We start from the raw sequence: 26,612 nt of genomic DNA, 5'->3' as shown, positions 1-26,612 counted from the left end.
GCTACGCCCCCGTCTCCATCCCGACCGATCCGAGGACCATGCGCTCCCACCGCCGCCCCCGGCTGCTCGCCCCCCTTCTCCTCTTCCCGCTGGTCGCCGGCTGCTTCGCCTCCGGTGGCGGCGAGTCCGCCAAGGGCGGTGACGGCGACGGCGGTTCGCGGCTCCGGGTCGGCCTCGCCTTCCCGCCCGCCGAGAACCTGTCGCCCTACGGCGCCGACGCCACCCTCCTCAGCCGGCTCGGGGTCACCGAGGGCCTCACCGCACTGGACGCCAACGGCTCCGCCGCGCCCGCCCTCGCCGAGTCCTGGCGCCGGGACGGGGACAGGGCGTGGGAGTTCACCCTCCGCGACGCCACCTTCCAGGACGGCACCGACGTCACCCCCGCCGCCGTGGCCGACTCCCTCGCCCGCGCCTCCGCCGCCAGGCCCGCGCCCGCCGCCCTCGCCGGCGTCACCCTCTCCGCGAAGGCCGGCGGCGACCGTGTCCTGCGGGTCACCACCGCCGCGCCCGACCCCGTTCTCCCGCTGCGGCTGTCCAGCCCCAGCCTCGCGGTCCTCTCCGAGAAGGCCTATGAGAAGACCGGCCGCGTCGACCCCGTCGGCACCGCCACCGGGCCCTTCGAGATCACGAAGGTGAACGGCGCCACCTCCGCCTCTCTCGACCGCTTCGACGACTACTGGGGCGGCCGCGCCCAGGCCTCCGGCATCGACGCCCGCTTCATCGCCGACGGCACCGCCCGCGCCAACGCCCTGCGGACCGGCGAGCTGGACATCGCCGAGGCCGTACCCGTCGCCCAGGCGGCGAGCCTCGACAAGGACAGCCGACGGGACACCGCCACCACACGCACCACCAGCCTGCTGCTCAACTCCTCCTCCGGGCCCTTCGAGGACGCCGGACTGCGCGCCGCAGCCCGCGGTGCGCTGGACACCTCCGTGTTCGCCGAGGACGTGTACGAGGGGTACGCCGACGCCGGGGCGGGGATCTACGGGCCCGCCGTGACCTGGGCGGAGGGGAAGCGAAAGGCGCCCGTCGGGCGCGCCGCCGCCGGGAAGGCGAACGGGGCCACCGTCTCCCTCGCCACCTACGACAACCGGCCCGAACTGCCCGAGGCCGCCCAGGTCGTCAAGCAGCAGCTGGAGAAGGCCGGGTTCAGGGTGAAGCTGACCGTGCGCGAGTACTCGCGCCTGGAAGGCGACGCCCTGGACGGGAAGTTCGACGCCTTCGTCCTCGCCCGCAACACCCTGGTCGACACCGGCGACCCCGTCGCCGTCCTCGCCAGTGACTACGCCTGCGACGGCGGCTACAACATCGCCCAGCTCTGCGACAAGGGCGTCGACTCCGCCGTGAAGAAGGCCGAGGGGATCGCCGACACCGCTGCGCGGCAGGACGCCGCCATGGCCGCCGAGGCACGTATCCTCGGGTCCGACGCCGTCGTGCCGCTGGTGCACCAGCGCATCATCACCGGCGTCGGCGCGTCCGTGCAGGGTGTCGTCCTCGACCCGTACGAGCGCACCCTCGTCGGCACCGGCACCCGGCGCTGAGCCGTGCGGCAGCGCGTGGCCACCGCGGCGTGGCGGGCCGTGCTCGCGGCCGGACTGGTGTGCGGGATCGGCCTGTTGCCGTGGCTGACCCGCACCGACCCGGCGCACACCGTCCTCAAGGCACGGTCGGCCGACCGCGACCCCACCCCCGCGGTCCTCGCCGGCATCCGCGAGCAACTGGGGTTGGACGGCGGGCCGTTGCGCCTGCTCGGCCGGTGGCTCGGCGGGCTCGCGCACGGGGACGCCGGGCAGTCGTGGATCTCCGGGAACGACGTCCTGCCCGACGTGCTCCAGGCCCTCGGCGCCTCCCTGCTGCTGATGACGGTCGCCCTCCTGGTCGCCGCCCTCACCGCCGGGGCCGTCTGCGCCCGCACCCTCCGGCTCGGCGCACGGCGGCGGCTCGACGGGCGGCGCCGCGGCGGCACCGGCTCCGCCGTGGTCGCCGCGCTGCCCGAGTTCCTCGTCGCCTCCGTGCTCGCCACCGTCGTCGGGGTGCAGCTCGGCTGGCTGCCCGCGCTCGGGTGGTACGGGCCCCAGTGGACCGTACTGCCCGCCCTGGCCCTCGGGTTGCCCGCCGGCGCCGTGCTCGGGCGGCTCCTCGACGATCTGCTGCCCGGCGCGTTCGGCGAGCCCTGGGCGCTGGCCGCCGCCGCCCGCGGCCTGCCGGGCCGGCGCGTCGCCCGGCAGGCGGTACGCCGGTGCGTGCCCGCCCTGCTGCCCAACCTCGGCCTGTTCGTCGTCGGGCTGACCGGCGGGGCCGTCGCCGTCGAGCAGATCTTCGACATCCCCGGCCTCGGCCGCACCACCCTCCAGGCCGCGCTCGCCCAGGACCTGCCCGTCCTCCAGACCGGCACCCTCGCCCTCCTCCTGCTCGCCGCGCTCGCCACCCTCGCCACCCGCCTCGCGGGCCGCCTGCTCACCGGGCCCGCCCTGCGCGACGGCGCCCTGTCCTCCCTGCACCGGCCCGCACCGCCCGCCCGCGGCCTGCTGCCCCTCCTGCACGGCGGCGCCCTCCTCGTCGTCGTCGCCTGCGGACTGGCCCGCGATCCGCTCGCCCTCGACACCGGGCAGCGGCTCCAACCACCGTCCCTCGCCCACCCGTTCGGCACCGACGCCCTCGGCCGCGACCTGCTCGCCCGTGTCGGCCACGGCGCCCTCGACACGCTGCTCCTCGCCTCCGCCATCACCGCCGCCGCCCTGCTCACGGGCGTACTGCTGGGACTCCTGCCACGGGTGTCCGCGCCGCTCGTCGACACCGTCAACGCCGTGCCGCCCGTCCTCGCCGCGCTCCTCGTCACCGCCGTCGCGGGCAGCGGAGCGGCCACCCCCGCCCTCGCAGTGGGCGCCGTCGCATGGGCACCGCTGGCCACCCACACCGCCTCGCTGCTGCGGCAGGAACGCGCCACCCTGCACATCACCGCCACCCGGGGACTGGGCGCCGGGCGCCGATACCTGCTGCGCCGCGAACTGCTCCCCGCCGTCCTGCCGCCCGTCACCCGCCACGCCCTGCTGCGGCTGCCCGGCGTCGCCCTCGCGCTCGCCTCGCTCGGTTTCCTCGGCCTCGGCGCCCAGCCACCGTCCCCCGAATGGGGTCTGCTCCTCGCCGAGAACCAGCCCTACGCCGAACGCGCCCCCTGGGCCGTCCTCGCCCCCGCCGCCGTCCTCGCCCTGCTCGGCGCCCTCGCCGTCACCGCCGCGGGCGGACTGCGCCGGCCGCGCCGCCCACCCCGCCGTACGCCCCCGGACACCGGCCGGCGGCAGCCCACCGCCATCGCCGTCGAGAAGGAACCGGCCGGAGCCCGATGATCCGCACATCCACCGGCCGGTCGCCCGCCGAGGCCCCGGGCCGTCGGCGCACCACCCCGCTCTCCCCGCTCCTGCGGCTGCTCGTCCTCACCCAGCTCGCCTTCAACATCGGCTTCTTCGCCGTCCTGCCCTTCCTCGCCGAACACCTCGGGCAGGCCGTGGGCATGACGGGCTGGCTGGTCGGCTTCGTGCTCGGACTGCGGACCTTCAGCCAACAGGGGCTGTTCGTGGTCGGCGGGGCACTGGCCGACCGGTACGGCATCCGGCCCGTCGTCCTCGCCGGATGCGTGCTGCGCATCGCCGGGTTCGGATGGCTCGGGTACGCCGAGCGGACCTGGACGGTCGTCGGCGCGGTGCTGCTCATCGGGTTCGCCGCCGCCCTGTTCTCGCCGGCCGTCGAGTCCGAGGTCGCCCGGCAGGCCGTCCTGTGGGAGGAACAGGGCGGCGGGGACCGGACCCGGGTGCTCGCGCTGTTCACCGTGGCCGGACAGGCGGGCGCCTTCGTCGGACCGCTGCTGGGCGCTCTGCTGCTGGCCGTCGGCTTCCGTACGGCGTGCCTGGCCGGGGCCGGCGTCTTCGTGCTCGTCCTCGCCGGGCACGCGTGGCTGCTGCCCCAGCGCCTTCCCGGGCGGACCCGCGTCCGGGCCGGGGGCGGGGCGCGGCTGCTGCTGCGCAACCGGCCCTTCCTGGCGCTGTGCTGTGCCTACGGCGCCTACCTGCTCGCCTACAACCAGCTCTACCTGGCCCTGCCCGCCGAGGTGGAGCGGGCCGCCGGCTCCCAGGCGCCGCTGGCCTGGCTGTTCGCACTGTCCTCACTGCTGGTGGTGACCGCGCAGTTGCCGGTGACCCGGTGGGCGGGGGAGCGGCTGACGCCACGCCGGTCGATGGCGGCCGGGCTGGTGCTGGTCGCGGGCGGGTTCGCCGCCGTCGCCCTCGCCCGGCCCGCCGGGTGGACGGGGGCGGGCGGGCTGGTGCCGGCCGCCGGGTTCGTCGTGCTGCTGACGCTCGGGCAGATGCTGGTCGCGCCCGTCGCCCGCGCCTGGGTGCCCGACCTCGCCGAGGACGGCAGACTCGGGCTCTACACCGGGGCCCTGTCCTCGGTCTCCGGGCTGATCGTGCTGGCGGGCAGCTCCGCGACCGGCCTGCTGCTGGACAGCGGGCTGCCCGCCGTCGTGCCGTGGCTGGTACTGGGCGCCGTACCGCTCGCCGCGGCCGCCCTGCTGCCCCGCGGTCACCGGGCCAGGAGCCGGCCCGCGGACACCTGAGCCGGTGCGGCCGCCGGCCCCTCGCCGTGCACCGCCCCGGTCCCGGAGGTGCGCCACAGCCACACCACGTCCCGGCCGAACGACCACACCAGCAGCCCCAGCGCCAGTCCCACCACCCCCGCGTTGACCACCCGCGGCAGCAGCCCCGTGCCCGCGAGCAGCAACAGCACCCCCTGCAACGCCGCCACCGTCTTGCGGGCCGTGCTCGGCGGCAGCGGAGCGGTCAGCCACGGCCACACCCGGGCGGCGGCGACGAAGACGTACCGCATGCCGCCGATCAGCAGCACCCACGGGCCCAGATCCATCGCGACGTACACGCTGAGCACCAGGATCAGGAACGCGTCGACCTCCATGTCGAAGCGCGCGCCCAGGGCAGTCGACGTGCCCGTGCGGCGGGCCACCCGGCCGTCCACGCCGTCCAGCACCAGGGCCACGGCCGTCAGGCCGACCAGGAGGGAGACGGGCGGCGCGCTGCGGAACGAGTCGGCGACCAGGGCCGTGACTCCGCCGACCAGGGTGGCCCGGCCGAGGGTGACCCGGTTGGCCGGGCCGAACGACGCCGGCCGGGAGCGGTGCAGGGCCCGGGTGAGCACCGCCCAGGTCGCGAACGCGAACGCGAGGCCGGTCAGCCAGCCCGCCGTTCCCATGCCGATCGCCGTGCCGAGCAGCACCAGCAGCAGGACCTGCGCGCCCGCTCCCACCGCGGTCTCCTGCTGCGGGGGCCGCGCGTCGTACGTGTTGTTCAGGGCCACCGAACATCCTCCGGCCGTGTGACAGAGTCGATCACCGCCGCTAGCTTGTGCGGCCAGTGCCCCTCCGTACGTGAGCGGCTCGCCGATCGTTCAGGAGGACGCCGATGACCCGGACGACGAGAACGGCCCGGACGGCGCACCCGTCGCGCACCGCCCGCGCGTTCTGGCTCGACTCGCCCGGACGGGGCGTGATCAGGGACGTCGAGCTGCCCGAGCCCGGCGCGGACGAGGTGCTCGTGCGCACCCTCTTCAGCGGGATCAGCCGGGGCACCGAGACCCTCGTCTTCCACGGCCGGGTGCCCGAGAACCAGTACACGGCCATGCGCGCGCCCTTCCAGGAGGGCGACTTCCCGGGGCCGGTGAAGTACGGCTACCTGAGCGTCGGCGTGGTGGAGCAGGGCCCCGACGCGCTCGCCGGGCGCACCGTCTTCTGCCTCCACCCCCACCAGACCCGCTACGTCGTCCCGGCCGCCGCCGTCACCCCCGTGCCGCCGGACGTGCCCGCCGGGCGGGCCGTGCTCGCCGGCACCGTGGAGACCGCCGTCAACGCCCTGTGGGACGCCGCGCCCCTGGTCGGCGACCGGGTCGCCGTGGTCGGCGGCGGCATGGTCGGCTGCTCGGTGGCCGCTCTGCTGGCCCGGTTCCCGGGCGTGCGCGTCCAGTTGGTCGACGCCGACCCGGCGCGGGCGGAGGTCGCCGAGGCACTCGGCGTCGGCTTCGCGTCCCCCGACGGCGCCCTCGGCGACCGGGACCTCGTCGTGCACGCCAGCGCCACCGAGGAGGGCCTCGCCCGTTCCCTGGAGCTGCTGCGGCCCGAGGGCACGGTCGTCGAGCTGAGCTGGTACGGCGACCGGCGCGTCGCCCTGCCGCTCGGCGAGGCGTTCCACTCACGGCGCCTGACCGTGCGCGGCAGCCAGGTCGGCACCGTCTCCCCGGCACGCGCCGCCTCCCGCACGTACGCCGACCGGCTCGCCCTCGCCCTGGACCTCCTCGCCGACCCCGCGCTGGACGCGCTCGTCACCGGCGAGTCCGCGTTCACCGAACTGCCCGACGTGCTGCCGAAGCTGGCCTCGGGGGACCTTCCCGCCCTGTGCCACCGCATCCGCTACGGCGACGACGACTGACCGCCCGGCCCCAGCCGGCGTTCGGTCCCGCCGGGAGAGATACCGGCCGCTGAACAAGGGAAGGCACCGAGCCGTACTAGACGGCATCCCGCGCAGTGACCGGCGGGGGATCAGACGTGCCACACCTGGAGGGTCGTCCGTTGTTCAGCATCACCGTCCGCGATCACATCATGGTCGCCCACAGCTTCCGCGGCGACGTCTTCGGGCCCGCGCAGCGCCTGCACGGAGCGACGTTCCTGGTGGACGCCACCTTCCGGCGCGAGCAGCTGGACGAGGACAACATCGTCGTCGACATCGGACTGGCCACCCGCGAACTGGGCGCCGTCGTCGCGGAGCTGAACTACCGCAACCTCGACAACGAACCCGACTTCGCCGGCGTCAACACCTCCACCGAGTTCCTCGCCAAGGTCGTCGCCGACCGGCTCGCCGAGCGCGTCCACAAGGGCGCCCTCGGCGAAGGCGCCAAAGGTCTGGCCGGCCTCACCGTCACCCTCCACGAGTCGCACGTGGCCTGGGCGAGTTACGAGCGCGCGCTGTGACCGGCACGTCCGTGGAGACCACGGCCGGGCGCCCCCGGCTCGGCTACGTGCCCGCCCAGGCGCCGGCCCCGAGGAACGGCGGGATCGTCCCCATGTCCCTGCGCTCCGTGCACTTCGTCCTGCCCGGCGGCGTCGACGACCCGGCCGCGCCGAGCGGCGGCAACGCCTACGACCGGCGGGTGGGACTGGACCTGCCCGGCTTCGGCTGGCGGGTGCGGGGCATCCCCGTGGACGGCACCTGGCCCCGGCCCGACGAGGCCGCCCGGAGCGAACTCGGCCGCGTGCTGCGCCGGTTGCCGGACGGGGCCGTGGTCCTGCTGGACGGGCTGGTCGCCTGCGGCGTGCCGGAGGTCGTCGTCCCGGAGGCCGCGCGACTGCGCATGGCCGTCCTCGTCCACCTGCCGCTCGGCGACGAGACCGGCCTCGACCCGGCCGTGGCCGCCGCGCTGGACGCCCGCGAGCGCGCGGTGCTCCGGGCCGTCCCGGCCGTCGTCGCCACCAGCGACTGGGCGGTGCGCCGCCTCGTCTCCCACCACGGCCTCGACCCGGCCCGCGTCCACGTGGCCGCCCCCGGCGCCGACATCGCGCCGCTCGCGCCCGGCACCGACGGAGTCTCCCGGCTCCTGTGCGTCGCCGCCGTCACGCCCCGCAAGGGCCAGCACCGGCTGGTGGAGGCGCTGGCCGCGGTGGCCGAGCTGCCCTGGTCGTGCGTGTGCGTCGGCGGACTCGGCCAGGACCCCGCGTACGTCGCCCGGTTGCGGGAGCTGATCGCGCGGTACGGCCTCCAGGACCGGCTGGAGCTGGCGGGCCCGCGGTCCGGCGCCGACCTGGACGCCAGTTACGCGTCCGCCGACCTGATGGTCCTCACCTCGTACGCCGAGACGTACGGCATGGCGGTGACCGAGGCCCTCGCGCGCGGCATCCCCGTCCTGGCCACGGACGTCGGCGGCCTCCCGGAGGCCGTGGGGCGCGCCCCCGACGGCGGGGTGCCCGGCATCCTCGTCCCGCCGGAGGACCCCGTGGCGCTCGCCGCCGAACTGCGGGGCTGGTTCGGCGAGGCGGACGTGCGTCGCCGGCTGAAGGCGGCGGCACGCGGCCGCCGCGCCGCCCTGAACGGCTGGGCCGCCACGGCGCAGAGCCTGGCCGGCGTCCTGCGCCGGCTGCCGGCACCACCGCGGAGGGCGGCATGAGGAAGGCGACGACACCCGCCGGGGGGATGATCCCGGCCCGGCCGGGACCGCGGAACGCGCCCGAGCCCACGACGGGCACCGCCCCGGACGCCGACCGGCCCACCCTGCGACTGAAGGGGGACGACGAGACGCCCCGGGAGCACCGGCCCCAAGACGGCGAGACCCCGCCCGCGGCCTCGCCGCTCCCCGCAGAGCCCGACGCGGCCGCCCACTCGTGGGGATCCGCGGCACCCCACACCCCCGGGGCCCCGCAGGGACCCGCGGACCCGCACGCCCCCGACGACCCTCCGCGGTACGCCCCCGAGTGGCTTCGGCTTCGGGAGGGGGCGGATGCCGCCGCGCGGGCGCGCGATCTGCTCGATCCGCTGCGGGTCCGCCTCGCCGGCCGGCCGGGCCGGGCCGGTGGGCTGGTCGTGCACGACCTGGGCTGCGGCACCGGGTCGATGGGCCGCTGGCTCGCCCCGCTGCTCGACGGCCCCCAGCACTGGGTGCTGCACGACCGCGACCCCTACCTCCTGCACTTCGCCGCGGCCGGGTCCCCGCGCTCCGCCGCCGACGGCAGCCGGGTCACGGTGGAGACCCGGCGCGGCGAGATCGCCCGGCTCACCCCGGACGCGCTGGCCGGCACCTCGCTCGTGACCGCCTCCGCGCTGCTCGACGTCCTCACCGCACGGGAGGTCGGCGCCCTCGCCGCCGCCTGCGCCGGGGCCGGCTGCGCGGCGCTGCTCACTCTGTCCGTCGCCGGCCGCGTCGACCTCACCCCGGGGCACCCCCTGGACGCCGGGATCGCCGACGCCTTCAACGACCACCAGCGGCGCTCCGGCCTCCTCGGCCCCGACGCGGTCACCGTCGCCGCGAACGTCTTCGCCGCCCGCGGCGCGACCGTGCGGACGTGTCCCAGTCCCTGGCGGCTGGGCCCCGACGACGCCGCGCTCACCGCCCAGTGGCTGCACGGCTGGGTCGGCGCGGCCGTCGAACAGCGCCCCGGGCTGCGGGAGTCCGCCGAGCGGTACCTCGAGGAGCGCCTCGCGGCCTGCGCGGCCGGACGGTTGCGGGTCGTCGTCCACCACAGCGACCTGCTGGCGCTGTGCCGGCCGACGGGCGGGGCCTCGTGAGCGCACCGGCGGTCCGGGCGGCGGGAGCCGCACCGGCGCCGCCGCGCCGGAGAACCGCCCCCCGCGTCCCCCGGGTCCTGCGCGCCCACCTGGGCAGCCTTGCCGGGGCCGGCATCCTCGCCGTGCTGCTGTGGCGGCTCGGCGGCGGCGTGTTCCTGGACGGGCTGAGCCGGATCGACGTGCCCACGCTGCTCGCGGCGCTCGGCATCGGGCTGGTCACCACGGTGTTCAGCGCCTGGCGCTGGGTCCTGGTGGCCCGGGCGCTGCGCATCCGGCTGCCGCTCGGCGGGGCCGTCGGCGACTACTACCGTGCCCTGTTCCTCAACGCGGCCCTGCCCGGCGGCGTCCTCGGCGACGTGCACCGCGCGGTGCGGCACGGGGGGAGCGCCGGTGACGTGGGCCGGGGCGTGCGGGCCGTCGTCCTGGAGCGCGCCGCCGGACAGCTCGCGCTGCTCGGCGCCGGCGCGGCGGTGCTCCTCACGATGCCGTCGCCGGTGCGGGCCCACACCCGGCAGATCGCGCCGCTCCTGGCTCTGGCCGCACTGGGCGCGCTCTCCGTCGGCCTCGCCCTGCGGCTGAACCGGGCCCCCGCACGCCGGGGCCGGGCCCTGCGCGCGACGCTCGGAGAGGCGCGCCGGGCACTGCTGTCCCGGCGCAACGGGCCGGGCGTCGCGGTGTCGTCCGTCGTCGTCCTCGCCGGGCACCTGACGATGTTCGTGCTCGCCGCCCGCGTCGCCGGAAGCACCGCCTCCGTGGCCGTGCTGACGCCGCTGGCCGTCCTGGCGCTGCTCGCCATGGGCCTGCCGCTGAACGTCGGCGGCTGGGGCCCCCGGGAGGGCGTCACGGTCTGGGCGTTCGGCGCGGCCGGGCTGGGGGCGGGCAGCGGACTGGGCGTGGCCGTCGTGTACGGGGTGCTCGGCTTCGCGGCGAGCCTGCCCGGCGCCGTCGTCCTCGTGGCCCGCCGGCGCGGACCCTCCGGGACGCGGGCGGCATCCGTCGTACCGGGCCCGGAGCCGCACCACGCGCCCGGCGGGCACTACCCCCGCTCGCCGCCCTGCGGAGGGACCGTCACCGTCACGGACGTCAGCAGCGCGAGGTACTCGCCGAAGGATTCCACCAGACCGGCCAGCAGTTCCCTTCCCTTTTCCGCCGAAGCCAGCGAAGGACGCCCGATGACACCGGAATCGGTATAGGCGGACATGCCGAGGGAGAGCAGATGACGCCGGTCGTCCGCGACGAAATCAGCGGCCTCGTAACCGGGCCGGACACATTCGGGATGCGTGTGCAGAAGAATGGAGGTCTCGATTTCCCCCGCGTGCATGTCGGTGAGCAGCGACGTGACCACTCCCGCCCGCTGCCGCGCCGCCTCCCAGTCCTCCGCGGCCGGGAACAGCGCCATCCGCTCGCCGCGCGCCGAGGACTCCTGGACGACGTTGCCCAGTACGTAGTTCCCGCCGTGTCCGTTGACCAGCACCAGGGCGTCTACGCCCGAGCGGCGCAGCGAGGCGGCGATGTCCCGTACCACCGCGTGCAGGGTCACCGAGGAGATGCTGACCGTGCCCGGCCAGTCCGCGTGCTCGTGCGAGCAGCCGAAGGTCACCGGCGGGAGGAGGTGCACCGGGTACGCGGCGGCGATCTCCCGGGCGACGGCGCAGGCGACGAGGGTGTCGGTCGCCAGCGGCAGGTACGGGCCGTGCTGCTCGAAGCTCCCCACGGGCAGCACGGCGACCTGCCGCGCCAGCCCGGCACCCCGCCCGCGCACATCCTCCGTCGTGTCCGCCGGCACCAGTCGAACGTCCATTTCCGCACGGCCCTTTCGTCTCCGCTCAGAACCCCGGCTGAGGAACTCGAGAATCATGACAGAAAACATTGGCGTACTCGGCAAGAAGACACCGCAACGCAGCGATGTGGAACGCGTGGTGAATGTGGCTCTGCCGACCGCGTACGGGAAATTCCAGGCGGTCGGCTACTTCGACCACGAGCGCGGTGACGAGCAGGTCGCCCTGGTGTACGGGGATCCCGGCGCCGACCGCGTCCTGACCAGGCTGCACTCGGAGTGCCTCACCGGGGACGCGTTCGGCTCCCGGCACTGCGAGTGCGGGGACCAACTGGCCGCCGCGCTGCGTGCCGTGGCCGCCGAGGGCAGCGGCGTCGTCGTCTACCTGCGCGGGCACGAGGGACGCGGCATCGGCCTGCTGGCCAAGCTGCGCGCCATGGCGTTGCAGGCGGAGGGACTGGACACGGTCGAGGCCAATCTCGCGCTCGGCCTGCCGGTGGACGCCCGGGACTACGGCGTCGCCGCCCGGATCCTCGGCGACCTGGGGGTGCGGTCGGTGCGCCTGATGTCCAACAACCCCCGCAAGCGCGAGGCGTTGGTGCGGCACGGCATCCAGGTCGCCGAACAGGTGCCGCTGCTGATACCGCCGTGCGAGAGCAACCTCACCTACCTGCGCACCAAGCGGGAACGTCTGGACCACCACCTGCCCCACCTGGACGCGGTGGCGCACCTGTCCTGACGGGCGGGCGTGCCGCGCCCACCCGCGGCGCCGCTCCCCGAGGTCCTCCGTCGGGACGGTGTGCGTCTCGCGCGCCGTGAGCGCGGCGATCACCGGGGGCACGCACAGGGCCGCGGTGAACAGGGCCACCGCGAACCAGTCGTCGCCGTCCGGGCCCGCGATCCGCGCGGCGAACGTCACCGCGAACCCGGCCACCGCGAAGCCGATCTGGGTGCCGATCGCCACCCCGGACAGCCGGACCCGGGTGGAGAACATCTCGCCGTAGAAGGCCGGCCACACGCCGTTCGCGGCGCTGTAGACGACACCGAAGGCGACGATGCCGGTCAGGAAGGTCAGCGGGTAGGAACCCGTCGAGATCGCCCACAGGTACAGGCACATCGTCACCGCGCTGCCCACCGCGCCGATCAGGTACACCGGCCGCCGGCCGATCCGGTCGGACAGCGTCGCCCACAGCGGGATCGCGGCGAGCGCGACGACGTTGGCGAGGGCGCCCACCCAGAGCACGGCGGTACGGGACATGCCGACCGCGTCGCTGGTGGCGTACGCCAGCGCCCAGACCGTGAAGATCGTGCTCACCGAGGCGATCAGCGCCCCGGCGACCACCCGCAGCACGTCCGCCCAGTGGTCGCGCGCCAGCACCGCCAGCGGCATCTTCGCGACGCCCTCCGTGGCCGCCTGCCGGGCGAAGGCCGGCGTCTCGTCGAGGTTCCGGCGGATGAGGTAGCCGACGGCGGCGACCACGAGGCTCAGCCAGAACGGCACGCGCCAGCCCCAGGACAGCAACTGGTCCTCGGGGAGCGCGGCGACCGGCAGGAAGACCAGGGTGGCGAGCAGTTGCCCGCCCTGGGTGCCGCCGAGGGTGAAGCTGGTGAAGAAGCCGCGCCGGTGCGCCGGCGCGTGCTCCAGCGTCATCGAGTTGGCGCTGGCCTGCTCGCCCGCCGCGGAGATGCCCTGGAGCACGCGGCACAGCACCAGCAGCACCGGGGCGAGGGTGCCGACCTGGGCGCGGGTGGGCAGGCAGCCGATGAGGAACGTGGACACGCCCATGAGGACCAGCGTGAACACCATGATCTTCTTGCGGCCGAGGCGGTCGCCGACATGGCCGAGGAAGAACGCGCCGACCGGACGGGCGGCGTAGGCGACACCGAACGTGGCCAGCGACAGCAGGGTCGCCGTGGCCGGGTCGGACTCGTCGAAGAAGACCTCGGGGAAGATCAGCGCCGCCGCGCTGCCGTAGATGAAGAAGTCGTAGTACTCCAGGGCGCTGCCGATCCAGGCGGCCAGCGCCGCCTTCCTCGGCTGGCCGGGCGGGGCGGCGTCGTGGGGCGCGGGGGCGGGGACGGACACGGCGTGCTCCTTCGGGGGACTCCACCGCGGCGGAGTGAGCGGAGGGGGAGGAATGCCGGACGGCTAATTAACCCACTGGATAGTTAGTCGCGGTTGGCTACGGATGTTGCGCGCAGGTTTCCCGGGTGTCAAGGGGTCGCGTCCGCCGTACCGCCGCGGCGGTCAGTCCGCGGCGCGCTCCGCCGTGAGGTAGGCGATCACCATGTCGCCCAGCATGGCGCGGTAGTGCTCGCGCCGGTCCGGGGCGACCAGGTCCCGGCCGAACAGGGCGCCGAAGGTGGCCCGGTTGGAGACCCGGAAGAAGCAGAACGCGCTGATCATCGCGTGCAGGTCCACCGCGTCCACGTCCGCCGTGAACAGGCCCGACTCCTGACCCGCCGCCAGGATCCGGCGGATCACGTCGAGCGCGGGGGAGCCCATCCGGCCCAGCGCCTCGGACGCGGCGATGTGCTCGGCGCCGTGGATGTTCTCGATGCCGACCAGGCGGATGAAGTCCGGGTGCTGCTCGTGGTGGTCGAAGGTCACCTCCGCGAGGCGACGGATCGCGGCCACCGGGTCCAGGTGCTCCACGTCGAGCTCCTGCTCGGCCTCCCGGATCACGCCGTACGCCCGCTCCAGCACGGCCGTGAACAACTGCTCCTTGCCGCCGAAGTAGTAGTAGATCATCCGTTTCGTGGTGCGGGTGCGGGCGGCGATCTCGTCGACGCGGGCCCCGTCGTAGCCGGCCCGGGCGAACTCTCGCGTGGCCACGTCGAGGATCTCGGCCTGGGTACGGGCGGCGTCGCGGATGCGCCCGTTCGGTCGTGCCGGCTCGTCGACGCTGGTCATCGGGTTCCTCCGGCTGGGGCGAGGGCGGTCCGGTGATTGTAGAAGCCCGGTCCGCGGGCCGGGCCGGGAGTGGGCAGGTCTTCCCCCGGCCCCCACGCGACTGCTATGACTAACGTACTGGTTCGTACATTAGGCATCCACGACGGAGGTCCAAGTGGCCAAGGACTCGTATCTCGTCGGACTGATCGGCGCGGGCATCGGCCCGTCGCTCAGCCCGGCCCTCCACGAGCGGGAGGCCGGCCGGCAGGGCCTGCGCTGCGTGTACCGGCTGATCGACATCGACGTCCTCGGCGTCCCGCCCGAGGCCGTGGGCGACCTGCTGCGCGCCGCCCGCGACCTGGGCTTCGACGGGCTGAACATCACCCACCCCTGCAAGCAGCTCGTCGTCGGGCACCTGGACGCCCTCGCCCCGCGGGCCGAGGCACTGGGCGCGGTCAACACCGTCGTCTTCGACGCGGACGGCCGGGCGACCGGCCACAACACCGATGTCACCGGCTTCGCCGCCTCCTTCGCCCGCGGGCTGCCCGACGCCCCGCTGGACCGGGTCGTGCAGCTCGGCGCCGGGGGCGCGGGCGCCGCCGTCGCCCACGCCACGCTCACCCTCGGCGCCGGACGGGTCACCGTCGTCGACGCGGTGCCCGAACGGGCCGCCGCACTCGCCGCCTCGCTGAACCGGCACTTCGGCGAGGGACGCGCCGACGGCGCCGCCCCGGACCGGCTGCCCGCGCTGCTGACCGGCGCCGACGGCATCGTGCACGCCACCCCCACCGGCATGGCCGCCCACCCCGGGCTGCCCCTGCCCGCGGACCTGCTGCACCCCGGGCTGTGGGTCGCCGAGGTCGTCTACCGGCCCCTGGAGACCGAGCTGCTGCGCACCGCCCGCGCGCTGGGCTGCGCCACGCTCGACGGCGGCGGCATGGCCGCCTTCCAGGCCGCCGACGCGTTCCGGCTGTTCACCGGGCGGGAACCCGACGCCGTGCGGATGCTCGCCGACATCACCGACCTGGCGGACGCCCTCGGGGCCCCGCGGTAGAGAAGAGGCAGTCACGTGCGGACGTCCATCGCCACCGTCTCCCTCAGCGGTTCCCTCACCGAGAAGCTCACGGCCGCCTCCCGGGCCGGCTTCGACGGCGTGGAGATCTTCGAGAACGACCTGCTGGCCAGCCCCCTGACCCCCGAGGAGATCCGCGCCCGCTGCGCCGACCTCGGACTGACCGTCGACCTCTACCAGCCGATGCGGGACGTCGAGGCGCTGCCCGAGGACGCGTTCGCCCGTGCGCTGCGCCGCGCCCGGCACAAGTTCGCCCTGATGCGCAGGCTCGGCGCGGACACCGTCCTGGTCTGCTCCAGCGTCTCCCCGCACGCCGTGGACGACGACGCCCTCGCCGCCGAACAGCTCGCCCGCCTCGCGGACCTGGCCCGCGACCACGGCGTCCGTGTCGCCTACGAGGCGCTCGCCTGGGGCCGGCACATCAGCACCTGGGACCACGCCTGGCGCGTCGTCGAAGCCGCCGGGCACCCCGCGCTCGGCACCTGCCTCGACAGCTTCCACATCCTCTCCCGCAGCGGCGGGCCGAAGGACCTCGAGGGGATCGCGGACATCCCCGGCGAGAAGATCTTCTTCCTCCAGCTCGCCGACGCCCCGCTGCTCGCGATGGACGTCCTGCAGTGGAGCCGGCACTACCGCTGCTTCCCCGGCCAGGGCGGCTTCGACCTCGCCGGACTGCTCCGGCACGTGCTGTGCACCGGCTACGACGGCCCGCTCTCCCTGGAGGTCTTCAACGACGTCTTCCGGCAGTCCGAGGCCGGCCCCACCGCCGTGGACGGCCTGCGCTCCCTGCTGGTGCTCCAGGAACAGGCCGGCCTCGCGGCGCTGCCCGAACCGGCCGTGCCCACCGGCATGGCCTTCGCGGAACTGGTCACGCCCGACGCCGCCCCCGTCTCGGCCGTGCTCGGCGCGCTGGGCTTCACCCGCACCGGGCGCCACCGCGGCAAGCCCGTCGACCTGTGGCAGCGGGGCGACGCCCGCCTGCTCGTCAACACCGGGCCGGCCGAGCGCCGCGACGGCACCCGCCTGGCCGCCGTCGGCCTCGAGTCGCCCGACCCCGCCGGGGCGGCCCGCCGCGCCGAGGCCCTGCTCGCCCCGGTGCTGCCGCGCCGCCGCGCCCCGGGCGACACCCCGCTGGAGGCGGTCGCCGCGCCCGACGGCACGGAGCTGTTCCTCTGCGCCACCGGGCGCCCCGGACTGCCCGACTGGCGGGACGACTTCGAGGACACGGGGGCCGTCGCCGAGACCGGGCCGGGCCCGCGCGTCGACCACGTCTCCCTCACCCAGCCCTGGCACCAGTTCGACGAGGCGGTGCTCTTCCACCGCGGCGTCCTCGGGCTGCGCCCGCAGGAGAGCGTGGACGTCGCCGACCCCTACGGCCTGCTGCGCAGCCGCGCCGTCACCACCGGCGACGGCGCCGTCCGTATCGTGCTCACCGTCGGCGCCGCGCCGGCCGACGACACCGCGCACGCCCAGCACATCGCGCTGGCCACCGACGACGTGGTAGCCGACGCCCGCCGCTACCGCGCCGCCGGCGGCCCGCTGCTGCCGATCCCGGCCAACTACTACGACGACCTCGCGGCCCGCTTCGAGTTCGCCGACGGCGAGCTGGAGACCTACCGGGAGCTGGGCATCCTCTACGACCGCGACGCCCACGGCACCTTCCGGCACTGCTACACGCACACCGTCGGCCGGGTCTTCCTCGAACTCGTCCAGCGCGACGGCGGCTACCGCGGCTACGGCGCGGCGAACGCCCCGGTCCGGCTGGCCGCGCAGCACGCCGCGCGGGCCTTCACCGGCGGCTGACGGCGGGCACGGCGCCGGCGCCGCACGGCGCGGGCCCGCACGCAGGCGCCCCCGCCCGGCCGGAGGCCGAACGGGGGCGCGAGCGGGGGTGTCACTTCTTCGCCGACTCCACGGCGTGCCCGCCGAACTGGTTGCGCAGTGCGGCGATCATCTTCATCTGCGGCGAGTCCTCCTGCCGGGACGTGAACCGCGCGAAGAGGGAGGCGGTGATCGCGGGCAGCGGCACCGCGTTGTCGATGGCCGCCTCGACGGTCCAGCGGCCCTCGCCGGAGTCCTCCGCGTAACCGCGCAGCTTCTCCAGGTGGTGGTCCTCGTCGAGCGCGCTGACGGCCAGGTCCAGCAGCCAGGAGCGGATGACCGTGCCCTCCTGCCAGGACCGGAAGACCTCGCGGACGTTGTCCACGGAGTCGACCTTCTCCAGCAGCTCCCAGCCCTCGGCGTAGGCCTGCATCATCGCGTACTCGATGCCGTTGTGGACCATCTTGGAGAAGTGCCCGGCGCCGACCTTGCCCGCGTGGACGAAACCGTACGGGCCCTCCGGCTTGAGCGCGTCGAAGATCGGCTTGAGGTCGTCGACGCACTCCTTGTCGCCGCCGACCATCAGGGCGTAGCCGTTCTTCAGGCCCCACACGCCGCCCGACACACCGGCGTCGACGAAGTGGATGCCGCGCCTGCCCAGTTCCTCGGCGTGCTTCTCGTCGTCCGTCCAACGGGAGTTGCCGCCGTCGATGACGGTGTCGCCGGGCTTGAGCAGCGACGCCAGCTGGTCGATGACGGCTTGCGTGGCGGCCCCGGCCGGGACCATCACCCAGACCGCGCGCGGCCGCTCCAGCTGCTCGACGAGCTCGACCAGGCTGGCCACGTCGGCCTTCTCCGGATTGGTGTCGTATCCGACGACGGTGTGGCCGGCGTTGCGCAGGCGCTCGCGCATGTTGCCGCCCATCTTGCCGAGACCAACGAGACCGATCTGCATGTCAGTGCACTTCCTTCAGTTCACGGTAGGCGGCCACCAGCGCGGCCGTGGACGGGTCGAGGCCGGGCACGTGGGCGCCCTCGGTCAGGGCGGGTTCGACGCGCTTGGCGAGGACCTTGCCGAGCTCGACGCCCCACTGGTCGAAGGAGTCGATGTTCCACACCGCGCCCTGGACGAACACCTTGTGCTCGTACAGGGCGATCAGCTGGCCGAGGACGGAGGGGGTCAGTTCGGTGGCCAGGACGGTCGTGGTCGGGTGGTTGCCGTGGAAGGTGCGGTGCGGCACCTGCTCCTCGGGCACGCCCTCCGAGCGGACCTCGTCGGCGGTCTTGCCGAAGGCGAGGGCCTGGGTCTGGGCGAAGAAGTTGGCCATCAGCAGGTCGTGCTGGGCCTTCAGCTCGTCGCCCAGCTCGGCCACCGGCCGGGCGAAGCCGATGAAGTCCGCCGGGATCAGCTTGGTGCCCTGGTGGATGAGCTGGTAGTAGGCGTGCTGCCCGTTGGTGCCTGGCGTGCCCCACACCACCGGGCCGGTCTGCCACCGGACCGGACGGCCCTGGCGGTCCGTCGACTTGCCGTTGGACTCCATGTCGAGCTGCTGGAGGTACGCGGTGAACTTCGACAGGTAGTGCGAGTACGGCAGCACCGCGTGCGACTGGGCGTCGAAGAAGTTGCCGTACCAGATGCCCAGCAGGCCGAGGAGCAGCGGGGCGTTGGCCTCCGCCTCGGCGTTGCGGAAGTGCTCGTCGACGATGCGGAAGCCGTCGAGCATCTCGCGGAAGCGGTCCGGGCCGATGGCGATCATCAGGGACAGGCCGATCGCCGAGTCGTACGAGTAGCGTCCGCCGACCCAGTCCCAGAACTCGAACATGTTGGCCGTGTCGATGCCGAACCCGGCGACCTTCTCGGCGTTGGTCGACAGGGCGACGAAGTGCTTCGCGACCGCCTTCTCGTCGCCCCCGAGCCCGGCCAGCAGCCAGCTCCGGGCCGAGGTGGCGTTGGTGATGGTCTCGATCGTGGTGAACGTCTTGGACGCCACGATGAAGAGGGTCTCCGCCGGGTCCAGGTCCCGGACCGCCTCGTGGAGGTCGGCGCCGTCCACGTTGGACACGAACCGGAAGGTGAGCGAGCGGTCCGTGAAGGCCCGCAGCGCCTCGTAGGCCATGGCGGGGCCGAGGTCGGAGCCGCCGATGCCGATGTTGACGACGTTGCGGATGCGCTTGCCGGTGTGGCCGGTCCACTCGCCGGAGCGGATCCGGCCGGCGAAGCCGGACATCCTGTCCAGGACGGCGTGGACCTTGGGGACGACGTTCTCGCCGTCGACCTCGATCACCGCGTCGCGGGGGGCGCGCAGCGCGGTGTGCAGCACGGCGCGGTCCTCGGTGATGTTGATGCGCTCGCCGCGGAACATGGCGTCGCGCAGCCCGAACACGTCGGTGGCGGCGGCCAGTTCGCGCAGCAGGGCGAGCGTCTCGTCGTTGACCAGGTTCTTGGAGTAGTCGATGCGCAGGTCGCCGACGCGCACGACGTACCGCTCGGCCCGCCCCGGGTCCTGGGCGAACAGCTCGCGCAGGTCCGGGCGCGCGAACGCGTCCGCACGGTGGTCCTTCAGCGCGGCCCACTCGGGCCGGTCGGTGAGCAGGGGGGTGTCAGACATGGACGGGGGTCTCCTTGCCGGCCTCGCCGCGCAGGGCGATGGCGTACATCTCGTCCGCGTCGAGGCGCCTGAGCTCCTCGGCGATGAGTTCGGAGGTGGGCCGGACCTTCAGCGCGAGGGAACGCGGCGGCTGGTCCGGCAGGGTGAGGGTGGCGAGCGGGCCCTCGGGCCGGTCGATGACGATCTCGCCGTTCGCGGTGCCGAGGCGGACGGCCGTGACGACCGGGCCCTCGGTGACCACCCGGTCGACCCGCACGTCCAGCCGTGCCTCCAGCCAGCGGGCCAGCAGCTCGGCGGCCGGGTTGTCCGGCTCGGCCTCCACGGTCGCCGAGGTCACCGGCACCCGGGCCTGGTCCAGCGCCGCGGCCAGCATGGAGCGCCACAGCGTCAGCCGGGTCCAGGCGAGGTCGGTGTCGCCGGGCGCGTAGGAGCGGACCCGCTTCTCCAGCACCTCCATCGGCCGCTCGACCGCGTACAGGTCGGTGATGCGGCGCTGGGCCAGCGCGCCCAGCGGGTCCTTCGCGGGGTTGTCCGGCGCCTCCACCGGCCACCACACGACGACCGGGGCGTCCGGCAGCAGCAGCGGCAGCACGACCGAGTCGGCGTGCTCGGACACCTCGCCGTACATGCGCAGCACGACCGTCTCGCCGGTGCCGGCCTCCGAGCCCACGCGGACCTCGGCGTCGAGGTGCGAGCGGGTGCGGTCGCGCAGGTTGCGGGCGTGCCGCTTGATGACGACCAGGGTGCGCGAGGGGTGCTCGTGCGAGGCCTCCTCGGCGGCCTTCATCGAGTCGTAGGCGTTCTCCTCGTCCGTGACGATCACCATCGTCAGGACCATGCCCACGGCCGGGGTGCCGACGGCGCGGCGGCCCTGCACCAGCGCCTTGTTGACCTTGCTTGCCGTGGTGTCGGTCAGGTCGATCCTCATGGCCTGCGCCAGCTCCGTCCGTCTCGTGCGAGCATCTCGTCGGCTTCCCGGGGGCCCCAGCCGCCCGAGGCGTACTGCGCGGGCCTGCCGTGCGTGGCCCAGTACTCCTCGATCGGATCGAGGATCCGCCAGGACTCTTCCACCTCCTGGTGGCGGGGGAACAGGTTGGCGTCGCCCAGAAGGACGTCCAGGATCAGCCGTTCGTACGCCTCCGGGCTGGACTCGGTGAAGGACTCGCCGTACGCGAAGTCCATGGACACGTCCCGGATCTCCATCGACGTGCCCGGCACCTTCGAGCCGAACCTCACCGTCATGCCCTCGTCCGGCTGGACGCGGATGACGATCGCGTTCTCGCCCAGCTCCTCCGTCGCGGTGGAGTCGAAGGGGGAGTGCGGCGCCCGCTGGAAGACCACCGCGATCTCGGTGACCCGGCGGCCCAGGCGCTTGCCGGTGCGCAGGTAGAAGGGGACGCCCGCCCAGCGGCGGTTGTCGATCGCCAGCTTGACCGCGGCGTAGGTGTCGGTGGTGGAGGCCGGGTCGATGCCCTCCTCCTCCAGGTACCCGGGGACCTGCGCGCCGCCCTGCCAGCCGCCCGCGTACTGCCCGCGCACGGTGTGCTCGCCGAGGTCGTCGGGCAGCCGCACCGCCTTCAGCACCTTCAGCTTCTCGGTGAGCAGCGACGCCGCGTCGAAGGAGGCGGGCTCCTCCATCGCGGTCAGCGCGAGGAGCTGGAGCAGGTGGTTCTGGATGACGTCGCGGGCGGCGCCGATGCCGTCGTAGTAGCCGGCCCGGCCGCCGATGCCGATGTCCTCGGCCATGGTGATCTGCACGTGGTCGACGTAGGAGCGGTTCCAGATGGGCTCGTACATCTGGTTGGCGAACCGCAGCGCCAGGATGTTCTGGACGGTCTCCTTGCCCAGGTAGTGGTCGATGCGGAAGACCTGCTCCGGATCGAAGACGTCGTGCACGAGCGCGTTCAGCTCGCAGGCGCTGTCCAGGTCGTGCCCGAACGGCTTCTCGATGACCGCGCGGCGCCAGGAGCCCTCCGGGGCGTCGGCCAGCCCGTGCTTCTTGAGCTGCTGGACGACCTTCGGGAAGAACTTCGGCGGCACGGAGAGGTAGAAGGCGTAGTTGCCGCTGGTGCCGCGGGAGGCGTCCAGTTCCTCGACGGCCTTGCGCAGCTGTTCGAACGCCTCGTCGTCGTCGAAGTCGCCGGGGATGAACCGCATGCCCTCGGCGAGCTGCTGCCAGACCTCCTCGCGGAACGGCGTGCGCGCGTGCTCCTTGACGGCGTCGTGCACGACCTCGGCGAAGTCCTGGTTCTCCCAGTCCCGGCGGGCGAAGCCGACCAGCGAGAAGCCCGGTGGCAGCAGACCCCGGTTGGCGAGGTCGTACACGGCCGGCATCAGCTTCTTGCGGGACAGGTCGCCGGTGACGCCGAAGATGACCAGGCCGGAGGGGCCCGCGATGCGCGGGAGGCGGCGGTCCTGCGGATCGCGCAGGGGGTTGCTCCAGTCGAGCGGCGGCACGGGCTCGACGGTGCCCCGGCCCGCCTTCCCGTTCTTCGCCCTCCCGGTGGCGCCGGACGGCCGCGACTTCTTCGCGGACCGGGCGGACCCGCCCGCGGCGGCGGCCTTCGGCGCCCCGGCGGACCCCGATTCCCCGGACTCTCCGGCCACCGGCGGCCCCGCGGCCTCCTGTGCCGTCCTCGCCTCCTTGGCTTCCTTCGTCGCCTTGGTCTCGTGGACCGTCGTAGCGGGAAGCTCCTCGCTCATTCCCCGTCAACTCCCTTGCTGTTGAGGGACTTCGTCACGGCGTCGAGCAGGTCCTGCCAGGCCGCCTCGAACTTGGCCACGCCCTCCTGCTCCAGCTGCTCCACCACCTCGTCGTACGGGATGCCGAGCCGCTCCACGGCCGCGAGGTCGGCCCGGGCCTGGGCGTAACCACCGGTGACCGTGTCGCCCCGGACCTCGCCGTGATCGGCGGCGGCGTCCAGGGTGGCCTCCGGCATCGTGTTCACGGTGCCGGGAGCGACCAGCTCCTCCACGTACAGGGTGTCCCGATATGCGGGGTCCTTCACACCGGTGGAGGCCCACAGGGGGCGCTGGGCGTTGGCCCCGGCGCCGGCGAGGGCGGTGAACCGGTCGCCCGCGAAAACGTTCTCGTACGCCTCGTAGGCCAGTCGCGCGTTGGCCAGCGCAGCCCTGCCCCTCAGGGCGAGGGCCTCGTCCGTGCCCAGCAGCGTCAGCCGCTTGTCGATCTCGCTGTCGACGCGGGAGACGAAGAAGGAGGCCACGGAGTGGATGCCCGACAGGTCGGTCCCGGCGGCCCGCGCCTTCTCCAGACCGGCGAGGTAGGCGTCCATGACCTCGCGGTAGCGCTCCAGCGAGAAGATCAGCGTGACGTTGACGCTGATGCCGGCGCCGACGACCTCGGTGATCGCCGGGAGACCGGCCTTCGTCGCCGGGATCTTGATCATCACGTTGGGGCGGTCGACGAGCCAGGCGAGCTGCCGGGCTTCGGCGATCGTCGCCGTCGTGTCGTGGGCCAGGCGCGGGTCGACCTCGATGGAGACCCGGCCGTCCCGGCCGCCGGTGGCGTCGTGCACCGGGCGCAGCACGTCCGCGGCGGCGCGGACGTCGGCCGTGGTCATCATGCGGACCGCCTCGTCGACGCCCACGCCCCGGGTCGCCAGGTCGGCGAGCTGCTCCTCGTAGCCCTCGCCCGAGCCGATGGCGGCCTGGAAGATCGACGGGTTGGTGGTGACGCCGACGACGTTCTTCGTGCCGATCAGCTCGGCGAGGTTGCCGGACTCGATCCGCCGCCGCGACAGGTCGTCCAGCCAGATGGAGACGCCCGCCTCGGACAGGCGTCGCAGCGCTCCCGCGGTCGCGGTTGCTTCGGTCACAGTGATCATCTTCTCTTTCTGCGGTTCTCTCGGCGTTCGGATCCGGCAGGCTCAGCCGCGGACGGCGGCCAGGGATTCCCGGGCGGCGGCGGTGACGTGCTCGGCGGTGAAGCCGTACTCGGTGAACAGGGTCTTCGCGTCGGCGGAGGCGCCGAAGTGCTCCAGGGAGACGATGCGGCCCGCGTCGCCCACGAAGCGGTACCAGGTCAGGCCGATGCCGGCCTCGACGGCCACCCGGGCCCGCACGGAGGGCGGCAGCACGCTGTCGCGGTACTCGCGCGGCTGCTCCTCGAACCACTCGACGGACGGCATCGACACCACCCGGGTGGGCGTGCCCTCCGCCTCCAGCGCCTCCCGTGCGGCCACGGCGAGCTGCACCTCGGAGCCGGTGGCGATCAGGACGACGTCCGGGGTGCCGGTGGAGGCCTCCCGCAGGACGTAGCCGCCGCGTGCGGCGTCCGGGTTCGGCTCGTACGTCGGCACGCCCTGGCGGGTCAGCGCGAGGCCGTGGGGGGCGGGGGCGGTGGAGTGCCGCTTGAGGATCTCGGCCCAGGCGACGGCGGTCTCGTTGGCGTCCGCAGGGCGGACGACGTTGAGGCCGGGGATGGCGCGCAGGGCGGCCAGGTGCTCGACCGGCTGGTGGGTGGGGCCGTCCTCGCCGAGGCCGATGGAGTCGTGCGTCCACACGTACGTCACCGGGAGCTGCATCAGCGCGGACATCCGCACGGCGTTGCGCATGTAGTCGGAGAAGACCAGGAAGGTGCCGCCGTAGACGCGGGTGTTGCCGTGCAGGGCGATGCCGTTCATCTCCGCGGCCATCGAGAACTCGCGGATGCCGAAGTGCACGGTGCGGCCGTACGGGTCGGCCTCCGCAAGCGGGTTGCCCTCGGGGAGGAAGGAGCTGGTCTTGTCGATCGTGGTGTTGTTCGAGCCGGCCAGGTCGGCGGAGCCGCCCCACAGCTCGGGCAGGACCGGGCCGAGGGCCTGGAGGACCTTGCCGGAGGCGGCGCGGGTCGCGACCGCCTTGCCGGGCTCGAACACCGGCAGCGCGTCCTGCCAGCCCTCGGGCAGGCGGCCCGCGAGGACCCGGTCGAGCAGCCGCGCGCGCTCCGGCTGGGCGCCGCGCCACTTGTCGAGCCGCTTGTCCCAGGCGGCGTGCGCCTCGGCGCCCCGGTCCAGGGCCGCGCGGGTGTGGGCGAGCACGTCGTCGGCGACCTCGAAGGACCGCTCGGGGTCGAAGCCGAGGACACGCTTGGTGGCCGCGACCTCGTCCTCGCCGAGGGCGGAGCCGTGGGACGCCTCGGTGTTCTGCGCGTTCGGCGCCGGCCAGGCGATGATCGTGCGCATGGCGATGATGGAGGGGCGCCCGGTCTCGGCCTTCGCCGCCGTCAGCGCCGCGTGCAGGGCGTGCACGTCGACGTCGCCGTTCCCGGCGGGCTCGACGCGCTGCACATGCCAGCCGTAGGCCTCGTACCTCTTCAGCACGTCCTCGGAGAACGCGGTGGCGGTGTCGCCCTCGATGGAGATGTGGTTGTCGTCGTACAGGAAGACCAGGTTGCCGAGCTTCTGGTGCCCGGCGAGGGACGACGCCTCGGCGGAGACGCCCTCCTGGAGGTCGCCGTCGGAGACGATCGCCCAGATCGTGTGGTCGAAGGGGGACTCGCCCGCGGGGGCCTCGGGGTCGAACAGGCCGCGCTCGTAGCGGGCGGCCATCGCCATGCCCACCGCGTTGGCGACGCCCTGGCCCAGCGGGCCGGTGGTGGTCTCCACGCCCGCGGTGTGCCCGTACTCCGGGTGGCCCGGCGTCTTCGAGCCGTGCGTGCGGAAGGCCTTGAGGTCGTCCAGCTCCAGCTCGTAGCCGGCCAGGTAGAGCTGGGTGTAGAGGGTCAGCGACGTGTGTCCGGGGGACAGGACGAAGCGGTCACGGCCGGTCCATTCCGGGTCGGCGGGGTCGTGCCGCATCACCTTCTGAAAGATCGTGTACGCCGCGGGGGCGAGGGCCATCGCCGTGCCCGGGTGCCCGTTCCCCACCTTCTGCACGGCGTCGGCCGCCAGAATCCGGGCGGTGTCGACGGCACGCCGGTCGAGTTCGGTCCATTCGAAGCTGTCCGTTGTCTGCGTGCTCATCTTCAAGAAATCCTCGATCGGAGCGGAGTATCGGGTCTGACCTGTTCAAACTTAAAAGTCTGACTTTTGGGAGTGAAGGTCACGGTGTGCCAGCCTGTGGTGAAACTGAGACACGCCCCGGCCTCATGGCGCGCGGGTGGCACGGCGCGAGAAGGACATGACGGACGAAATCACCCAACACGGCGACCGCGGTGGCGGCGACGGGATCAGAACGCTCCCCTTCCCGGTCGATCTCAGCCTCCTCGGCGTCGGTATGCAGGTCGCCCCCATGGGCACCGGCCGCACCTGGCACACGCATGCCCCGCTGCACCGCGTGCACCGCATCGACTTCCACGTCGTCATGCTCCTCACCGGCGGACCGGTCCGTCACATGATCGACTTCGCCGAGTACGAGGCGACGGCCGGCGATCTGCTGTGGATCCGTCCCGGCCAGGTCCACCGCTTCTCGCCGGACAGCGAGTACCGCGGAACGGTGCTGACCATGCAGCCCGGCTTCCTGCCCCGCGCCACCGTGGAGGCCACCGGCCTCTACCGCTACGACCTGCCGCCCCTGCTCCACCCCGACGAGGCCCGGCTGGCCGCGCTGACGGCCTCGCTCGACCAGCTGCGACGCGAGTACGAGGACGCCACGACCCTCCCGCTGAGCCTGCACACCGCGGTGCTGCGCCACACGCTGACCGCGTTCCTGCTGCGCCTGGCGCATCTCGCGGCCGGCTCGGCACGGCAGGGGCCCGGGCAGGCGGAGGCGCCCGGGGACACCACCTTCACGCTCTTCCGCGACGCGGTCGAACGGGGCTTCGCCACCAATCACAGCGTCAGCGCCTACGCCGACGCGCTGGGTTACTCCCGCCGCACCCTCGTCCGCGCGGTGCGCGCCGCGACCGGTCAGACACCCAAGGGCTTCATCGACCGGCGGGTGGTGCTGGAGGCCAAGCGGCTCCTCGCGCACACCGACATGCCGATCGGCCGGGTGGGGGCGGCGGTCGGCTTCCCGGACGCGGCGAACTTCTCCAAGTTCTTCCAGCAGCACACGGACCTGACGCCGGCGGCGTTCCGGGCGGAGCTGCGCTGAGACGCGCACGGACCGGAGCCGCGCGGGGCGCGCACGGCACGGAGGGCCCCACGCGCGCGTGGGGCCCTCCGCC

At 74.0% G+C, this 26,612-nt stretch carries 20 protein-coding genes and 2 pseudogenes; 12 read left to right on the top strand and 10 right to left on the bottom strand.

Going from position 1 to position 26,612, the window contains the following annotated elements:
* Positions 1 to 38 precede the first annotated feature (38 nt).
* The 3 genes from ACFWJB_RS09620 to ACFWJB_RS09610 are packed head-to-tail and all read left to right on the top strand — an operon-like array spanning position 39 to position 4,612.
* Positions 39 to 1,541, top strand: a complete 1,503-nt coding sequence (locus ACFWJB_RS09620; RefSeq protein WP_386921353.1) for an ABC transporter substrate-binding protein — start codon at positions 39 to 41, stop codon at positions 1,539 to 1,541.
* Between the two features lie 3 nt (positions 1,542 to 1,544).
* Positions 1,545 to 3,347 carry an ABC transporter permease subunit gene (locus ACFWJB_RS09615; protein ID WP_386921351.1) on the top strand — a complete coding sequence of 601 codons (1,803 nt, stop codon included), beginning with the start codon at positions 1,545 to 1,547 and terminating at the stop codon, positions 3,345 to 3,347.
* Entirely contained in the window at positions 3,344 to 4,612 is a 1,269-nt protein-coding gene (locus ACFWJB_RS09610; RefSeq protein ID WP_386921349.1) for an MDR family MFS transporter, read from the top strand. Before ACFWJB_RS09615 ends, ACFWJB_RS09610 begins: the two co-directional genes overlap by 4 nt.
* On the opposite strand, the gene ACFWJB_RS09605 is transcribed toward ACFWJB_RS09610, so the two are convergent.
* Positions 4,579 to 5,364 (bottom strand): CDP-alcohol phosphatidyltransferase family protein, encoded by a 786-nt coding sequence (locus tag ACFWJB_RS09605; RefSeq protein WP_386921347.1) that lies wholly within the window; start codon positions 5,362 to 5,364, stop codon positions 4,579 to 4,581. The two genes, ACFWJB_RS09610 and ACFWJB_RS09605, sit on opposite strands and share 34 nt — an antisense overlap.
* A gap of 104 nt (positions 5,365 to 5,468) precedes the next feature.
* On the opposite strand from ACFWJB_RS09605, the gene ACFWJB_RS09600 reads away from it, so the two are divergent.
* The 5 genes and pseudogenes from ACFWJB_RS09600 to ACFWJB_RS09580 all read left to right on the top strand — a co-directional run.
* A complete protein-coding gene (locus tag ACFWJB_RS09600) occupies positions 5,469 to 6,488 on the top strand; it encodes a dehydrogenase (protein ID WP_385462472.1) in 1,020 nt (339 codons plus the stop codon).
* A gap of 140 nt (positions 6,489 to 6,628) precedes the next feature.
* Positions 6,629 to 7,027, top strand: a complete 399-nt coding sequence (locus tag ACFWJB_RS09595) for a 6-carboxytetrahydropterin synthase (protein WP_362094010.1) — start codon at positions 6,629 to 6,631, stop codon at positions 7,025 to 7,027.
* Positions 7,024 to 8,217: a glycosyltransferase family 4 protein gene (locus tag ACFWJB_RS09590; protein ID WP_386921345.1), complete on the top strand. Its 1,194-nt coding sequence runs from the start codon at positions 7,024 to 7,026 to the stop codon at positions 8,215 to 8,217. The genes ACFWJB_RS09595 and ACFWJB_RS09590 overlap by 4 nt, the downstream gene beginning before the upstream one ends.
* On the top strand, positions 8,214 to 9,332 hold the full coding sequence (locus tag ACFWJB_RS09585) for a hypothetical protein (RefSeq protein ID WP_386921343.1): 1,119 nt from the start codon (positions 8,214 to 8,216) through the stop codon (positions 9,330 to 9,332). Before ACFWJB_RS09590 ends, ACFWJB_RS09585 begins: the two co-directional genes overlap by 4 nt.
* Positions 9,305 to 10,204: pseudogene (locus ACFWJB_RS09580) on the top strand (YbhN family protein); the annotation flags it as partial. The gene ACFWJB_RS09585 and the pseudogene ACFWJB_RS09580, both read left to right, overlap by 28 nt.
* A gap of 164 nt (positions 10,205 to 10,368) precedes the next feature.
* Here the strand turns inward: ACFWJB_RS09580 and ACFWJB_RS09575 are convergent.
* Positions 10,369 to 11,133, bottom strand: a complete 765-nt coding sequence (locus ACFWJB_RS09575) for a creatininase family protein (RefSeq protein WP_385462482.1) — start codon at positions 11,131 to 11,133, stop codon at positions 10,369 to 10,371.
* 55 nt (positions 11,134 to 11,188) lie between these two features.
* On the opposite strand from ACFWJB_RS09575, the gene ribA reads away from it, so the two are divergent.
* Complete coding sequence (ribA, locus tag ACFWJB_RS09570; RefSeq protein WP_386921472.1) at positions 11,189 to 11,848, top strand: GTP cyclohydrolase II; 660 nt, start codon at positions 11,189 to 11,191, stop codon at positions 11,846 to 11,848.
* Between the two features lie 24 nt (positions 11,849 to 11,872).
* Here ribA and ACFWJB_RS09565 read toward each other — a convergent pair.
* Together ACFWJB_RS09565 and ACFWJB_RS09560 are read right to left on the bottom strand one after the other, a co-directional pair.
* Positions 11,873 to 13,195 (bottom strand): annotated as a pseudogene (locus ACFWJB_RS09565) (MFS transporter); the annotation flags it as partial.
* 162 nt (positions 13,196 to 13,357) lie between these two features.
* Entirely contained in the window at positions 13,358 to 14,023 is a 666-nt protein-coding gene (locus tag ACFWJB_RS09560; protein ID WP_385462488.1) for a TetR/AcrR family transcriptional regulator, read from the bottom strand.
* Between the two features lie 154 nt (positions 14,024 to 14,177).
* On the opposite strand from ACFWJB_RS09560, the gene ACFWJB_RS09555 reads away from it, so the two are divergent.
* A complete protein-coding gene (locus ACFWJB_RS09555) occupies positions 14,178 to 15,056 on the top strand; it encodes a shikimate dehydrogenase (RefSeq protein WP_385462491.1) in 879 nt (292 codons plus the stop codon).
* Between the two features lie 15 nt (positions 15,057 to 15,071).
* The gene (locus tag ACFWJB_RS09550; protein WP_386921340.1) at positions 15,072 to 16,877 is read left to right on the top strand and encodes a bifunctional sugar phosphate isomerase/epimerase/4-hydroxyphenylpyruvate dioxygenase family protein; all 1,806 of its coding nucleotides are present in this window, start codon (positions 15,072 to 15,074) and stop codon (positions 16,875 to 16,877) included.
* A 91-nt stretch (positions 16,878 to 16,968) separates the two neighbouring features.
* Here ACFWJB_RS09550 and gnd read toward each other — a convergent pair whose 3' ends face one another.
* Genes gnd through tkt form a run of 6 tightly spaced genes read right to left on the bottom strand, consistent with a single transcriptional unit; the run spans position 16,969 to position 25,467 of the window.
* Positions 16,969 to 17,850 carry a phosphogluconate dehydrogenase (NAD(+)-dependent, decarboxylating) gene (gnd, locus tag ACFWJB_RS09545; RefSeq protein WP_385462496.1) on the bottom strand — a complete coding sequence of 294 codons (882 nt, stop codon included), beginning with the start codon at positions 17,848 to 17,850 and terminating at the stop codon, positions 16,969 to 16,971.
* A 1-nt stretch (position 17,851) separates the two neighbouring features.
* Complete coding sequence (gene pgi / locus ACFWJB_RS09540; protein ID WP_386921338.1) at positions 17,852 to 19,504, bottom strand: glucose-6-phosphate isomerase; 1,653 nt, start codon at positions 19,502 to 19,504, stop codon at positions 17,852 to 17,854.
* Positions 19,497 to 20,432, bottom strand: coding sequence for a glucose-6-phosphate dehydrogenase assembly protein OpcA (gene opcA, locus ACFWJB_RS09535; protein WP_385460930.1), 936 nt, complete (start codon positions 20,430 to 20,432; stop codon positions 19,497 to 19,499). Before opcA ends, pgi begins: the two co-directional genes overlap by 8 nt.
* On the bottom strand, positions 20,429 to 22,207 hold the full coding sequence (gene zwf / locus ACFWJB_RS09530) for a glucose-6-phosphate dehydrogenase (protein WP_385460927.1): 1,779 nt from the start codon (positions 22,205 to 22,207) through the stop codon (positions 20,429 to 20,431). The genes opcA and zwf overlap by 4 nt, the downstream gene beginning before the upstream one ends.
* Entirely contained in the window at positions 22,204 to 23,349 is a 1,146-nt protein-coding gene (tal, locus tag ACFWJB_RS09525; RefSeq protein ID WP_386921335.1) for a transaldolase, read from the bottom strand. The genes zwf and tal overlap by 4 nt, the downstream gene beginning before the upstream one ends.
* A 42-nt stretch (positions 23,350 to 23,391) precedes the next feature.
* Positions 23,392 to 25,467 (bottom strand): transketolase, encoded by a 2,076-nt coding sequence (gene tkt, locus ACFWJB_RS09520; RefSeq protein ID WP_385460920.1) that lies wholly within the window; start codon positions 25,465 to 25,467, stop codon positions 23,392 to 23,394.
* A 157-nt stretch (positions 25,468 to 25,624) separates the two neighbouring features.
* On the opposite strand from tkt, the gene ACFWJB_RS09515 reads away from it, so the two are divergent.
* The gene (locus tag ACFWJB_RS09515; RefSeq protein WP_385460917.1) at positions 25,625 to 26,539 is read left to right on the top strand and encodes an AraC family transcriptional regulator; all 915 of its coding nucleotides are present in this window, start codon (positions 25,625 to 25,627) and stop codon (positions 26,537 to 26,539) included.
* The last annotated feature ends 73 nt before the right edge of the window (positions 26,540 to 26,612 follow it).

It is taken from the genome of Streptomyces sp. NPDC127100, from assembly GCF_042724095.1.
Lineage (GTDB): Bacteria > Actinomycetota > Actinomycetes > Streptomycetales > Streptomycetaceae > Streptomyces.
This window is presented reverse-complemented; position numbering and strand designations above follow the sequence as displayed.